Annotated in this window: 12 protein-coding genes; 2 read left to right on the plus strand and 10 right to left on the minus strand. The window is 71.3% G+C overall.

Annotation, left to right across the window (positions count from 1 at the left end):
* Positions 1 to 16 precede the first annotated feature (16 nt).
* Both ASF45_RS09915 and ASF45_RS09920 read left to right on the plus strand, forming a co-directional pair.
* Positions 17 to 976 (plus strand): tripartite tricarboxylate transporter substrate binding protein, encoded by a 960-nt coding sequence (locus tag ASF45_RS09915; RefSeq protein WP_056660810.1) that lies wholly within the window; start codon positions 17 to 19, stop codon positions 974 to 976.
* A complete protein-coding gene (locus ASF45_RS09920) occupies positions 973 to 1,725 on the plus strand; it encodes an enoyl-CoA hydratase/isomerase family protein (RefSeq protein WP_056660813.1) in 753 nt (250 codons plus the stop codon). The genes ASF45_RS09915 and ASF45_RS09920 overlap by 4 nt, the downstream gene beginning before the upstream one ends.
* A gap of 4 nt (positions 1,726 to 1,729) precedes the next feature.
* Here ASF45_RS09920 and ASF45_RS09925 read toward each other — a convergent pair whose 3' ends face one another.
* The 10 genes from ASF45_RS09925 to ASF45_RS09970 form a co-directional block, all read right to left on the minus strand.
* Positions 1,730 to 4,912 carry an EAL domain-containing protein gene (locus ASF45_RS09925; RefSeq protein WP_056660816.1) on the minus strand — a complete coding sequence of 1,061 codons (3,183 nt, stop codon included), beginning with the start codon at positions 4,910 to 4,912 and terminating at the stop codon, positions 1,730 to 1,732.
* Between the two features lie 125 nt (positions 4,913 to 5,037).
* Positions 5,038 to 6,036 (minus strand): tripartite tricarboxylate transporter substrate binding protein, encoded by a 999-nt coding sequence (locus tag ASF45_RS09930; protein ID WP_056660819.1) that lies wholly within the window; start codon positions 6,034 to 6,036, stop codon positions 5,038 to 5,040.
* Between the two features lie 30 nt (positions 6,037 to 6,066).
* Complete coding sequence (locus tag ASF45_RS09935) at positions 6,067 to 7,371, minus strand: aromatic ring-hydroxylating dioxygenase subunit alpha (protein ID WP_056660822.1); 1,305 nt, start codon at positions 7,369 to 7,371, stop codon at positions 6,067 to 6,069.
* Positions 7,372 to 7,390: 19 nt separating this feature from the next.
* A complete protein-coding gene (locus tag ASF45_RS09940) occupies positions 7,391 to 8,386 on the minus strand; it encodes a hypothetical protein (protein WP_056660825.1) in 996 nt (331 codons plus the stop codon).
* Positions 8,387 to 8,389: 3 nt separating this feature from the next.
* On the minus strand, positions 8,390 to 9,379 hold the full coding sequence (locus ASF45_RS09945; protein WP_056660828.1) for an amidohydrolase family protein: 990 nt from the start codon (positions 9,377 to 9,379) through the stop codon (positions 8,390 to 8,392).
* Positions 9,380 to 9,407: 28 nt separating this feature from the next.
* Complete coding sequence (locus tag ASF45_RS09950) at positions 9,408 to 10,400, minus strand: PDR/VanB family oxidoreductase (RefSeq protein WP_056660831.1); 993 nt, start codon at positions 10,398 to 10,400, stop codon at positions 9,408 to 9,410.
* Positions 10,400 to 11,068, minus strand: coding sequence for a 4-carboxy-4-hydroxy-2-oxoadipate aldolase/oxaloacetate decarboxylase (locus ASF45_RS09955; RefSeq protein ID WP_369802113.1), 669 nt, complete (start codon positions 11,066 to 11,068; stop codon positions 10,400 to 10,402). The genes ASF45_RS09950 and ASF45_RS09955 overlap by 1 nt, the downstream gene beginning before the upstream one ends.
* Positions 11,065 to 11,721 carry an RraA family protein gene (locus tag ASF45_RS09960; protein WP_056660834.1) on the minus strand — a complete coding sequence of 219 codons (657 nt, stop codon included), beginning with the start codon at positions 11,719 to 11,721 and terminating at the stop codon, positions 11,065 to 11,067. The genes ASF45_RS09955 and ASF45_RS09960 overlap by 4 nt, the downstream gene beginning before the upstream one ends.
* Before the next feature lie 23 nt (positions 11,722 to 11,744).
* Entirely contained in the window at positions 11,745 to 12,407 is a 663-nt protein-coding gene (locus ASF45_RS09965; RefSeq protein ID WP_056660836.1) for an RraA family protein, read from the minus strand.
* Position 12,408: 1 nt separating this feature from the next.
* Positions 12,409 to 12,816, minus strand: a complete 408-nt coding sequence (locus ASF45_RS09970) for a RidA family protein (protein ID WP_056660839.1) — start codon at positions 12,814 to 12,816, stop codon at positions 12,409 to 12,411.
* Positions 12,817 to 12,823 lie beyond the last annotated feature (7 nt).

Below are 12,823 nucleotides of genomic sequence, written 5' to 3' on the forward strand. Positions count from 1 at the left end.
CGAGAAGGAGACAAGCATGGACAGAAGACAGTGGCTACTGCAGAGCCTGGCGGCATGGCCGCTGGCCGCCGCGCTACCCGCACGGGCGCAGGACAAGCCGATCCAGATCATCGTGCCGTTCGGCCCCGGCGGCTCGGGCGACATCTCCGCGCGCATGCTGTCGGAGTTCCTCACCAGGAAGACCGGCCGCGCCGTGGTGGTGGACAACAAGCCCGGCGGCAACGGCATCATCGGCGTGGAGGCCGCCCGCATCGCGCCGGCCGACGGCTCGGTGCTGCTGCTGGCCACCACCTCCACGCACCTGGCCAACCCCGCGCTGTTCCACAAGCTGCCCTACGACCCGGGCAAGGACTTCCGGCTGGTCGGCTCCTTCGGGCCGGGCTCGACCTACCTGCTGGTGCGGCCGGACGCCCCGTACAAGAGCTTGCAGGACTTCGTGCGCGCGGCCAAGGCCGCGCCCGGCCAACTCAACTACGGCCACTTCAATGCCACCTCCAAGGTCACGGCGGCGCTGTTCGCGCACGAGGCCGGCATCGCGCTCACGGCCATTCCGTACAAGCAGGTCGGCCAGGCCATGTCCGAGCTCATGGCGGGCCAGATCCAGGTGGTGTTCACCGACACCGTGCAGGGCGACTCCTTCGTCGCCTCGGGCCAGTTGCGCGCGCTGGCCGTGCACAGCGATGCGCGGCTCAAGCGCTACCCGGAACTGCCGCGCATCGCCGAGAGCATCCCCAACTTCACGATCCGCGGCGGCTTCCTGGGCATCGCGGTGCCGGCCGCCACACCGCTGCCCGTGCAGCAGCAGCTCAACGGCTGGATCAACGAGGCCGTGACGACCGACCCCATCAAGTCGCGGCTGGAGGGCTTCGCGTTCACACCGGCCACCGTGAGCCTGGAGCAGCTCGCGGCCTTCGGGCGCGAGGAGCGCGCCAAGTGGAAGCAGTACGTGGACATCGCGAAGATCGAAGTGCAATGACGGACATCGCCCGTCTGGAATCCGGCCACGACCACGTGGCCCTGCTCGAGATCCGCCGCCCGCCGCACAACCACGCCAGCGTGGAGATGCTGCGCGAACTGGCCGACCATCTCGCGCAGCTCGACGCCGATCCCGCGGTGCGCTGCACGGTGCTGGCGGCCGAGGGCCGCGTGTTCTGCGCCGGCGCCGACTTCAGCGGCGGCGCGCAGGACCCGGGCGCCTTCTACGTGCAGGCCATGCGCCTGTTCCGCACCGCCAAGCCCATGGTGGCCGCGGTGCAGGGCGCGGCCATCGGCGCGGGCCTGGGCCTGGCCCTGGCGGCGGACTTCCGCGTGGGCTGCGCGCACGCACGTTTCTCGGCCAACTTCAACCGGCTGGGCTTCCACCCGGGCTTCGGCCTCAGCGCCACGCTGCCGCGCCTGGTCGGCCCGCAGCAGGCGGCCCTGCTGCTGTACACCGGCCGGCGCATCGGCGGCGAGGAGGCGCTGCGCATCGGCCTCATCGACGAGCTCGTGGCCGAGGACCGGGTGCGCGCCGGCGCGCTGGCGCTGGCGGCCGAGATCGCCGCATCGGCGCCGCTCGCGGTGACCAGCACGCGCGCCACGCTGCGCCGCGGCCTGGCGGACGCCGTCGAAGAGCTCAACCGGCACGAACGCGCCATGCAGCAGATCCACCACGCCACGGCCGACTTCCGCGAAGGCGTGCGCGCGATGGCGGAGCGGCGGCTGCCGCGTTTCGAAGGCCGCTGAACGATCAGACCGGCCCGGCCGTGGGCCCGGCGGCCAGGGACCACAGCGCCTCGGCCTGCAGCGGCGGGGCGAACAGGTAGCCCTGGTACATGCGGCAGCCGGCCGCCAGCAGCACGGCGCGCTGCTCGGCGGTCTCCACGCCTTCGGCCACGACGGCCAGGCCCAGGCTCGCGCCCAGCGCGATCACGGTGCGCACGATGGCCGCATCGTTCGGGTCGGCCAGCAGGTCGCGCACGAACGACTGGTCGATCTTGAGCTGGTCCAGCGGCAGCCGCTTGAGGTAGGAGAGCGAGGAGTAGCCGGTGCCGAAGTCGTCCAGCGAGAAGCGCACGCCCAGCGCCTTGAGGGCGCCCATCTTGTTCACGATGGCGTCCAGGTCGCGCGCGACCACGCTCTCGGTGAGCTCCAGCTTGAGCCGGGCCGGATCGGCATCGCTGCTGTGCAGGGCGTCCAGCACCTGGCCGACGAAGTCCGGGTGGTGGAACTGGCGCGCGCTGACGTTGACTGCCATCACCGCCTCGCCGAGCGGCGTGCCGGGCCGCCAGCGCGCCAGTTCGCGGCAGGCCGTGCGCAGCACCCACTCGCCCAGCGCATAGATGCTGCCGCTGTCCTCGGCCAGCGCGATGAAGACCGCCGGCGACACCGGCCCGCGCTCGGGGTGGGTCCAGCGGCACAGCGCCTCGGCGCCGACCAGCGCGCCGCCGGCATCGATCTGCGGCTGGTACAGCAGGCTCAGCTCGTTGCGTGGCACGGCCTGGCGCAGCGCGGCCTCCAGCAGGGCGCGCTCGGCCACGCGGCTGCGCAGGCCTTCGTCGAACAGGCGGAAGGTGCTGCGCCCGTCGTGCTTGGCCAGCTCCATGGCCGAATCGGCGCGCGCCAGCAATTCCTCCAGCGTCAGCGTCTCGCGGCCGAACACCGCGATGCCCATGCTGGCCGAGCAGTACAGCTCGCGCCCGCCGACATGGGATGGCACGGCCAGCATGCGCAGCACGCTGCGGCAGCGGTCCTGCGCCAGCCGCTGGGCCTCCTCCTCGTCCTGGCCCAGCGCGTCCAGCAGCACGATGAATTCGTCGGCGTGCAGGCGCGCCACCAGGTGCTCGGCGGACATGCAGTCGCGCAGGCGCTGCGCCACCTCGCGCAGCACGGCATCGCCGCTGCGGTGGCCCCAGTTGTCGTTGATGGCCTTGAAGCGGTCCAGGTCCAGCAGGATGGCGGCGCCGACCATGCCGCGGGCCTGGGCCGCCGCCAGCAGCTGCGTGGCCTCCTTCACGAACAGGCTGCGGTTCGGCAGGCCGGTCAGCTGGTCGTAGTAGGCCAGCCGGTGCAGCTGCTCCTGCGAGGTGCGCCGCGAGCTGATGTCCTGCAGCGTGAAGAAGCGCTCGGCCTCGTGCTCGCCCGCGCCGGGCGTGCTCAGCAGCAGCCAGCGCGGCGCGGCGTCGTCGGCCCCGGCCAGGCGGAACTCGTACTCCAGCGCCTGCGGTGCGGCCTCGCCCAGGCACAGCGCCTCGACACGCTGGCGCTGGCGCGCATCGACGCAGGCCAGGAAGCGGTCGAAGTCCAGCCGCTCGGTCGGCGGCAGGCCCAGCAGCCGCGCGCAGGCCAGCGACAGATGGCAGATGCGGGCCGCGCGCTCGACCCGGAAGTGGCCCAGGGCCGCGACGCGCTGCGCCTCCAGCAGCACGCGCTCGCTCTCCTGCAGCGCCTGCAGCGTGCGCATGCGCGAGGTGATGTCGCGCGAGAGCACGATGAAGCGCGCCTGTGCCGGATCGGCATGCTCGGTCTTGCAGGCCACCGAGAGTTCGAACCAGCGCGGCTCGCCCTTGATCTGCACTTCCAGGCGCAGGCCGGCGCTGCGCCCATGCGCGCGCGCCAGCGCCAGCGCCTGCAGCACGGTGGCGGCCGCGGCGGGCGGCAGCAACTCCTGCGCGGTGCGCCCGATGATCTGCGCGGGCGGCGCGATCAGCCCATCCAGGCGGCGCGCGCGCAAGGCCAGATAGCGGCCCTCGCCGTCCATCTCGACCAGCAGGTCCGGAATGGCATTGAGCGTGCCGGCGATCTCGGCCGACAGTGCCCGCGCCTCCTCGCTCATCTGCAGCGCGAGCCGCTGCGCACGGTTGCGCGCGTGCAGCAGCAGGAACACGATGGCGCCCGCCGACAGGCTCAGCAGCAGGCCGGTGAGCGCCAGCCCGCGGTACTCGCCGGCGCGGTGCTGCGCAACGAAGTCTGCCGTCGGCGTGAGCACGTAGGTCCAGTTGCGCCCGCCGAAGCTGGCCACCCGGCGCACCGCATACGCCGTGCCGGCGGTGCCCTCGAACGGGGCCGGCCGGCCGTCGAGCAGGCCGAAGAGGTGGCTGGCTTGCGAGGGCTGCTCGCCATCGAACACCTGCAGGTGCAGGCCGGGCATGAGCTCCGTGGCGACCGGCGCCAGCAGTTCGCGCAGCCGGAAGGGCCCATCGGCCCAGCCCACGGGTGCCATGCGCCGCGGGTCCTGGGCCGGCGCTTGGGCCTGCGGCAGGTAGACCGGCAGGTACATCACGAAACCGGGCTCGGGCGGGCCGCCTGCGTCCTGTGCGAGCTGCAGCTTGCCCGTCAGTGCCAGTTCGCCGGAGGCCACGGACTGCTCGATCGCGGCACGGGCCGTGGGCACGGTCAGCACGTCCAGGCCCAGCGCGCCGCGGTTGCCGGGCGTGGGCGGCTCCATGAACAGGATGGGTGCATAGGCTTCGCGCTGCCCGGGCGGGCGCAGCACCAGGCCGGATGCATCGAAGGAGGCTGCCGCGGCGTTGCGCGGTGCCGCGGCACCGCTCAGGTGGGCGACGAAGCCCACGCCCTGCAGGCCCGGCGCCGTGCGCTGCAGCGCCAACGAGGCCACGAAGGCCTGGAACTCGGCGGCATCGACCCCGTCCGAGCCCTCGAAGAAGCCCTTGACGCCGCGCAGCACGAGCTCAAACGCACGCAGCTGGGTTTGCACATTGGCCACGGCGCTGTCGGCCTCGTGGGACACCAGCGCGCGCAGTGCCAGTTCCGCATCGCTTTGGCGGTCCTGCAGGTACAGCCAGGGAACGAGCGCCAGCACCGCGCTGGTCAGCCCTGCCGCCAGCGCGGGACGCCACCACAAGGCAGTGCCGGCCACCGCGGCCTGCGGCGCGGTCCGGCGGTCGGGCACGGATGGGCTGGGTGTGGTCATGCTGCGTGCGCCCGAGCCCCTTTCCACGCAACGGGTGGGTCTGGCTACCGAGCAATCTGCATCATAAGTGATCGAATCACAGAAAACATACGTGCAAACCACGCGCAGTTTGATGGCAACAACAGTCAGTCCAACGTGACACCGACGCGCCGGATCACCGCGGTCCAGGTCTGCAGGTCGCGGTCCACGATCTGCGCGAACTGCTCGGGTGTGGTGGCGGACGGGTTCACGTACATCTCCTCGACGAAGCGGCGTGCCAACGCCGGGTCGGCCTGCACGGCGTTGATGTCCTCGGAGAGCCTGCGCACGACAGCGTCGGGCGTGCGCGCCGGGGCGAACAGCCCCAGCCAGTTGTAGCCGTCAAAACCGGTCACGCCCGCCTCCTGCAGCGTCTGCACCTGGGGCATGTTGGGCAGGCGCACCGGGCCCGTCACGCCGATCACGCGCAGCTTGCCGGACTTGAAGTGCGCGTCAGGGCTCAGCAGGTCGGCCACCGCCACATCGGCTTCCCCTGACAACAGCGCCTTGATGATGTCCGAGCCACCCTTGTAGGGCACGTGCAGCATGGGCGCGTCGTTGTCCACGCGCATCTTCTCGAGCAGCAGGTGGGCCGTGGAGCCCAGGCCCCAGGTCGCGAAGTTGATCTTGTTGGGTTGGGCGCGCGCCAGTGCGAGCAGCTGCGTGACGTCCTGGACAGGCAGGTCGGCGCGCACGAAAACCGGCAGCTGCTGGCGGTTGAACTGGGTCACGGCGCGCAGGTCGCTGAAGGCGTAGGGCAGCTTCTTGCGCAGCGCGGGGTTCTGCACCACCAGTGTGATGTTGGCCAGCAGCGTGTAGCCGTCCGGCGCGGCCTTGGCCACATGGTCGCTGCCGATGATGGAACTGGCGCCGGGCCGGTTGTCGACCACGATGGGTTGCTTCCAGCGCTTGCCCAGCTCGTCGCCGACCAGGCGCAGCACGGCATCGTTGACCGTGCCGGGCGGGAACGGCAGCACGATGCGCACGGGCCGGTTGGGAAAGTCGCTGGCCTGGGCCAGCGCGCCGCTGCCGTGCAGCGCGGCCAGGCCGGCGCCGGCCGCCAGCAGCCGGCGGCGCGTGAGGTGGGAACGTGGGGTGGTGTGCATGTTTGTCTCCTCTCGTTGTGGGCGGTCGGCTCAGACGCCGGCGCTGGAACCGCGCGAGCCGATCACGCCGTCGAAGTCGCCCACCTCGATGCCCATGGCCTGCGAGAACGCGCGCTGCACGTGCTCGGGCTGGCCGGCCTGGAAGATGTAGGTGGTGTAGAACAGCTTCATGCGCGGGCTGGCCAGGATCTGCTCTGCGGTGTAGCCGTCCAGCGTCTGCGCGCGGTCCATCATGGGCAGTGGCACGCGCACGTTGCGCGCGGGGTCGCGGATCGTGCCCTTGGGCTCCGCGCCCGCGGCCACGGCCTCCATCTCCTCGAAGAAGCGGCGGCGGATCGCCACGATGCCGCGGTCGCTGGCGCCCAGGTGCTCCTGGGTGCGGTCGGCGATCACGCCCTGCCCGACCCAGGCCAGGAAATCCTGGTTCATGACGTGCGTGTCGATCCACCTGCCGTCGGCATCCTTCACGGGGCCGTACCAGGTCGGGATGCTGTCCTGCACATAGGGTTCGCGGCCGCGCGGCACGCGCGTGTACTTCCAGGTCACCGACAGCGTGTTCTCGTCGTCGATGGGCACGCGCCACTCGAAGTGCTCGCCCAGGAAGAAGCCGTTGGGCCACAGGCAGACGCGGCCGATGGTCCAGGCGTCGTCGTTCTCGTCGGTGTCTTCCTTGACGCGGCGGTAGACGAAGCCGTGCTCGAACTCGTCGAAATCGAGCTTGAGGTGCGTCGGTCCCAGCGCGGTGTCGCCCGTGCGCAGGCGCTTGCCCCAGTTCTCGTGCATCCACTCGAAGTGCACGGGGTCGATCGAGTTCTCCTGGCACTGGAACCAGTTGCACGGCACCTCGGAGATCACCACCTGGGCGAAACCGTTCGGCCAGGAGAAGGCCTCCCAGTCGGGCAGCAGCGGCGCAGGCTGCGGGCCCAGGTAGGCCCACAGCATGCCGCCCTTGGCTTCGACCGGATAGGCCTTGATGCGCACGCGCTCCTTGGCGTTGCGCTCGGGGAAGCAGGTGTCCTCGAAGGGCTGGCTCACGCATTGCCCGGTCTGGTTGAAGCACCAGCCGTGGTAGTTGCAGCGCAGGCCATGCTGCTCGACCATGCCGTAGGCCAGGTCGGCGCGGCGGTGCGCACAGCGCCGGTCCACCAGGCCATAGGCGCCGCTGAGGTCCTTGTAGAGCACCAGGTCTTCGCCGAGCAGGCGCACGGCCTTGGTGCTGCGCTGCTCGAACTCCGAGACGCCGGCGATCGGCATCCAGTAGCGGCGCAGCAGGTCGCCCATCGGGGTGCCCGGGCCGACCCGGGTCAGCAGGCGGTTCTTCTCTTCGCTCAACATCGTGGTCTCCTTTCCTCGTTCAAGCGCCCCAGACCGCGAAGGCCGCGCCCACGCCGGTGCCGGCGGGCGTGCGGTACAGGGGCTGGTAGTCGTGCCAGCGCAGCGGCAGGCCGCCGGCCGCACCGGCCGTGACGATCCAGTTCAGGATCTCGGACGATCCGGAGTTCAGCGCGCCGCGCGGGATGGCGGACAGCGCGGCCGCGTCGCCGCGCGCCATGGCGTCGAGCACGCCGCGGTCCAGCGCCTCGTCGACGACGAAGTGGCTGAGGCCGCCCGAGGCCACCACGGCCACACGCAGGTCCGCCGCGCTCGTCTCGATGACCTGGCGCAGGGCCCGGCCCAGCTTCCAGCAGCGCGCCGGGCTGGGCACGTTGGGGCCGTAGTAGGTGTTCAGCAGCACCGGCACGACCGGGATCACGCGGCCCTGGAACAAGCGCTTGACGATGAAGCCGTAGGCATGGCCGAAGCCTGCTGTCTTGGGATCGTCCACGCGCGCGCAGGCGGCCACGTCGAATTCCGCATCGATCAGCCCGCGGATCAGCTCCAGCGCAAACGCGCTGGCACCGGGCACCACATGCGTGTCGTCCATCAGGTAACCGCGCCCCATGGCCTTGACCCAGTCGGCCCCCTCCTCGTCGCCGAACTTGTCGCTCGTGACGATCTCCGCGCCGTGGAAGATCGCGATCGCCGGCTGGTTCGCCGGGCCGAACAGCTCGCGCTGGTCATCGCCGACGATGACCACCACGTCCGGGCTGGCCTCGGCCAGCGCAGCGGCCAGCCGGTCCAGCGCGGCGTGGCAGGCGCGCTCCTTGGCGGCCAGCATCTCGGGCGCGATCAGGTCCGCGCAACGCGCGCCGAGTTCAGACAGCACCTGCTCGTAGCGCAGCAGCCGGCCGTCGCTCATGTTGAGCTGGGTGTTGGCGTAATCCACCGCCGCGCGGTGCTGCCATTGCTCGGCCGTGAGCGTCAGCAGCGGTGTGTGCGAGGCCCCGAGGCCCAGGACGATCTGCGCCATGCTTCAGGCGTCCTGGCGGAAGCGGCTGTACAGCTTGGTGCAGTTGCACTCGAAGACGTTGCGCCGGTCCTGCTCCGTCAGGAAGGGGATCGCCTCGATCACGGGCTTGAGGTCGTCGTAGGCGCGGCCGGTCCGGGGGTCGATCGCGCTGCCGGTGCCCGGGTTCTCGGTGGCGAACAGCACGCGGTCGGCGCCGACCACCTTGAACAGCAGCTCCAGCGCATCCTGGTCGTAGGTGGTGGTGTCGAAGTGCAGGCGCTTCAACTGGTCGTCGAAGAAGGCGCCGCCCTTGCGCACGCTCCAGGCGCGGAAGCGCCCCATGTGGTAAGGGATCGCACCGCCGCCGTGCGGCACGATGAGCTTGAGCGTGGGGAACTTCTCGAACACCGTCGACTGCATGAGCGAGACGATGGCGATGCTCTCCTCGTTGATGAACTTGAGCGTGTAGCTCTCGCGCGGCTGGCAGCTGCCGGCCGAGTGGATGAGAGCCGGGATGTCGAGCGCGCAGAGCTTCTCGTACAGCGGGTACCAGAACGGATCGCCCAGGCCGGGCGGCGGTGCGCCGTCGCCCTCGGTCGGGTCGGGGTTCAGCAGGCAGCCGATGAAGCCCTGTTCCTTGACGCGGAACTCCAGCTCGGCGAGGCAGTTCTCCGGGCTCTCGTCGCGGTACTGCGGCAGGCCGGCCACGCCGCGAAAGCGCGTGGGAAACATCTGCACCGTGCGGTGGACCAGGTCGTTCATGTGCTGGGTCCACAGCGCGGTGACCTTGGCCGGCTTGACCGAGTGCATCTGCATGTAGGGGCGCGGCGACAGGAACTGGATGTCCGTGCCGACCTTGTCCATGATGTCCACGATGCTCTGGCCGGCCGTGCGCACGGCCTCGTCGGTCAGCTTGGGCGCGGCCGCCGGGTTGGCCCGGCTGGCCACGAGCTCGGCCATGTACTTGTAGCTCTCGGGCGGAACGACCACGTGGGCGTGGGAGTCGATGATCATGCGGAGGGTCTCCTTGGGTGGATGGGGGTCAGAGGTCGAGCACCAGCGCGGGGCCGGTGCAGCGGGATACACAGACGAGCATGCGGTCCTGCGGCGGGTTCGTGCGGCCTGCGAGCACGGGGTCGCGGTGGTCCGGGATGCCGGCCAGCACGCGCGTCTCGCAGGTGCCGCACAGGCCTTCGCGGCAGGAGTGGTCCACATCGATGCCGCCGTCCAGCAGCACCTCGAGGATGGTCTTGTCGGCCGGGATGTCGAAGCGGCGGTTCCTGCGTTTCAGCTGCACGCTGAAGCTGCCGGCCGGCGCCTCGGCTGCGGCGGCCGGTGCGGGGGCGCTGAACCACTCGACGTGCACGCGCGCGTCCGGCAAGCCCTGCGTGGCGCGGCCGAAGGCCTCCAGCATGGGCACGGGGCCGCAGCAGTAGAAGTGGGCGCCCTGCGGCGCCTCGCGCACGAGCGCCGCGAGATCCAGCCGGGCCGCGCCGGGCAGGCCGTCCACGACCGTCACCACGCGGCCCTGGCCGCCGGGCGGCGCGAGCGCCTGGAGTTCCTCGGCGAAGGCGGCGCGGCACGGCGAGCGCACGCAGTGGTAAAGCGTCCACGGCCGGCCCAGCCGCGCGAGCCGGCGCGCCATGGCCAGCATGGGCGTGATGCCGATGCCGCCGGCCACCAGCACGCTCAGCGGCGCGGCCTCGTCGAGTGCGAAGTTGTTGCGCGGCATGCCGATGCGCAGCAAGGCACCGGCACGCACCCCGTCGTGCAGCGCCACCGACCCGCCGCGGCTGGCCACGTCGCGGCCCACGCCGATGACGTAGCGCTGCCGCTCCTCGGGGTCGTTGCAGAGCGAGTACTGGCGCAGCAGCGGCCCGGCGGCCGTGGCAATCGCCACGTCGATGTGGCTTCCGGCCGTGAAGGCCGGCAGCAGGCCGCCGCCTTCGGCGCACAACTCGAAGGACAGCACGTCCAGCGCCTCGGCGCGCACGGCCTGCACGCGCACCGACAGAGGGAGGGGTTCGGCGGCCATCAGAACTTGTAGACCTCGAGCGTGCGCTCGCCGGCCCGGATGCGTTGCACGATGCCGGCTTCCTTGGCCTCGCGCGCCTGCGCCGCCTGCACCACCTCGGCCGCACGCGCGCGCGGCAGCGCGACCACGCCGTCGGTGTCGCCGACGACGAGGTCGCCCGGTTGCACCACGAGGTCATCGAACAGCACGGGATGGTTGATCCAGCCCCGCGCGCCGAAGTCCTTGCCTGTGCCGCGGATGCTGAGGCCGCGCGCGAACACGGGGAAGCCGAAGTCGGCCAGCACTGCGCCGTCGCGCACGCAGCCGTCGATGACGAGCCCGCCGAGCTGGCGCACCTGGGCCGCGGCCGACATGATCTCGCCCCAGTAGCCGAAGTCGTGCGCGCCGCTGACATGCACGACCAGCACGTCGCCGCGCCCGGCCACGTACAGCGCGCGGTGCAGCCAGAGGTTGTCGCCGCCCGGCGATTGCACGGTGACGGCCGGCCCGCAGACGCGGAAGGCGGGCGCCACCGGCTTGATGGAAGAAGGCAGCACGCCGATGCGGCCGCCGGCCTCGTGCAACGTGGCGGCCGGCAGCGCGCGCGCGGCGGCCACGGTGGCGGCGTCCACGCGTTCGATGCTGTCGCGGATGGTCGGGCCGCTCGGGCGCGGCAGCGCGGCGCTCACTTCGCCTCCCGCGTCTGCAGTTGGTGGTAGCCGTGCTGTACGCGTGCCTCGCGCAGGCCCATGCCGGCGCGCACGGATGCGCGGATCGCGTCTTCGGCATGCTGGATCGCCTCTGCCGTCGCGAGCACCTGGTCTTCGTGGGCCTTCGGGATGACGACCACGCCATCGGCGTCGCCGCGCACCAGATCGCCCGGACACACGCGCACGTCGCCGATGTTCACCGGCACGCCGGTGGCTTCGACCTGCACACGGTCCTTGCCCGTGCGCATCCAGTGGCCACGGCTGTAGATCGGGTAGCCGAGCTGCAGGCTCAGCGCCACGTCGCGGTTGATGCCGTCGATCACCGTGCCGGCGATGCCCTTGGCGTGCGCCACCTCGGTCAGGATGTCGCCCCAAACGGTGGCGTTGTCGCGCCCGCCGTTGTCCAGCACGATGACGCTGCCGGGCGCCACGTCGTCGATGTAGTCGCCCACGGTGCCGGCCGGCACACCGGCCGGGCCGTACAGCAGCGTCCAAGCACGGCCGGTCATGCGCGAATCGGTGCTGCGCGGCTGGATGCGGTAGCACTGGCCGTTCAGTCCGTGCTTGTCCAGCGCATCGCTGAGGGTGGCGGTGTCCAGTCGCGCGGCACGCGCGACATTCGGGTCTGTCATGGTGTTCCTCGGGTAGAGCGCGTTCAGCGCAGCATGTGTTCGTAGTCGGCGCCCATGACCTGGCTCACGGGCAGGCCGGCCATCAGCGCGCGGGCCATGGCGGCTTCGCGGCCGGCGATGGCTTCGGCGGCGTCCAGCACGCGGGCGATGTCCTGCGCACGCACGAAGACCACGCCGCTCGCGTCGGCGATGGCGTAGTCGCCGGGGTGGACGGCGATCTCGCCTACCGTGACGGGCCCGTTGGTGAAGGCCTCGGCCACGCGCCCGCGGGCGGTGCGGGCCGTGAGGCTGCGGCAATAGACGGGGAAGTCGTAGCTGCGCGCCTCGTCGATGTCGCGCACCGGGCCGTCGGCGATCACACCCGCCACGCCGCGCACCTTGGCAGCGAGCGACAGGATGCCGCCCCAGGAGCCGGCGTCCAAGCCGGTGCGTTGCTCCACGACGACGATGTCGCCGGCCTGCGCGGCCTCGATGGCCGTGGTGCCGAGGTGGCGCGGCGGGCCGGACACGGTCGGCGCCTGGTCCTTGGGCACGAGCTTGTAGGTCACGACGCGCCCGGCGATGCGGCGCGTGCTGGCGCGCTGATCCAGTCCGCTGACACCGCCGACGAGGCCAAGCTTGTCCATGGCGTCGGAGACGGCGCAGCAGTCCAGGCGGGCGAGGCGTTTGACGAAGTCGTCTGCCATGTCAACGTTCCTGGACGACGGCCATGGCTTCGAGCTGCACGAGCATGGTGCCGGGCAGGTCGACAACCTGGGTGTGGCGCGCGGGCCGGTCGTGCGGATCGGGGAAACACTGGAGCCATTCGGCGTTGATGGCCTCGCGCTGGCTGTTGTCCTTCACGAACACGGTGATCCGCACCACGTCGTCCAGCGTGGCGCCGCCGTTGGCCAGCACGGTGCGCAGGTTCTGGAACAGGAAGCGGGCCTGGGAGGGGCCGTCGGCCGGCAGCTGGTCGGTGGCCGGGTCCTTGCCCAGCACACCGGAAGTCATGAGGATGTTGCCGACGCGCGCCGCCATGGGGATGGGGGCGGCGCCGTGGGTCACGCCTTCGACCTCGATCGAGCGTGGGCGGCGGAGGGTGGGATGGGTCATGGGTTCT

Source organism: Pseudorhodoferax sp. Leaf265, assembly GCF_001422365.1.
In the GTDB taxonomy this organism is placed as follows: Bacteria; Pseudomonadota; Gammaproteobacteria; order Burkholderiales; family Burkholderiaceae_C; genus Pseudorhodoferax.

Coding starts and splice junctions, on each gene's coding strand:
- ASF45_RS09915 (WP_056660810.1), top strand. CDS start 17: ATGGACAGAAGACAGTGGCTACTGCAGAGCCTGGCGGCATGGCCGCTG.
- ASF45_RS09920 (WP_056660813.1), top strand. CDS start 973: ATGACGGACATCGCCCGTCTGGAATCCGGCCACGACCACGTGGCCCTG.
- ASF45_RS09925 (WP_056660816.1), bottom strand. CDS start 4,912: ATGACCACACCCAGCCCATCCGTGCCCGACCGCCGGACCGCGCCGCAG.
- ASF45_RS09930 (WP_056660819.1), bottom strand. CDS start 6,036: ATGCACACCACCCCACGTTCCCACCTCACGCGCCGCCGGCTGCTGGCG.
- ASF45_RS09935 (WP_056660822.1), bottom strand. CDS start 7,371: ATGTTGAGCGAAGAGAAGAACCGCCTGCTGACCCGGGTCGGCCCGGGC.
- ASF45_RS09940 (WP_056660825.1), bottom strand. CDS start 8,386: ATGGCGCAGATCGTCCTGGGCCTCGGGGCCTCGCACACACCGCTGCTG.
- ASF45_RS09945 (WP_056660828.1), bottom strand. CDS start 9,379: ATGATCATCGACTCCCACGCCCACGTGGTCGTTCCGCCCGAGAGCTAC.
- ASF45_RS09950 (WP_056660831.1), bottom strand. CDS start 10,400: ATGGCCGCCGAACCCCTCCCTCTGTCGGTGCGCGTGCAGGCCGTGCGC.
- ASF45_RS09960 (WP_056660834.1), bottom strand. CDS start 11,721: ATGACAGACCCGAATGTCGCGCGTGCCGCGCGACTGGACACCGCCACC.
- ASF45_RS09965 (WP_056660836.1), bottom strand. CDS start 12,407: ATGGCAGACGACTTCGTCAAACGCCTCGCCCGCCTGGACTGCTGCGCC.
- ASF45_RS09970 (WP_056660839.1), bottom strand. CDS start 12,816: ATGACCCATCCCACCCTCCGCCGCCCACGCTCGATCGAGGTCGAAGGC.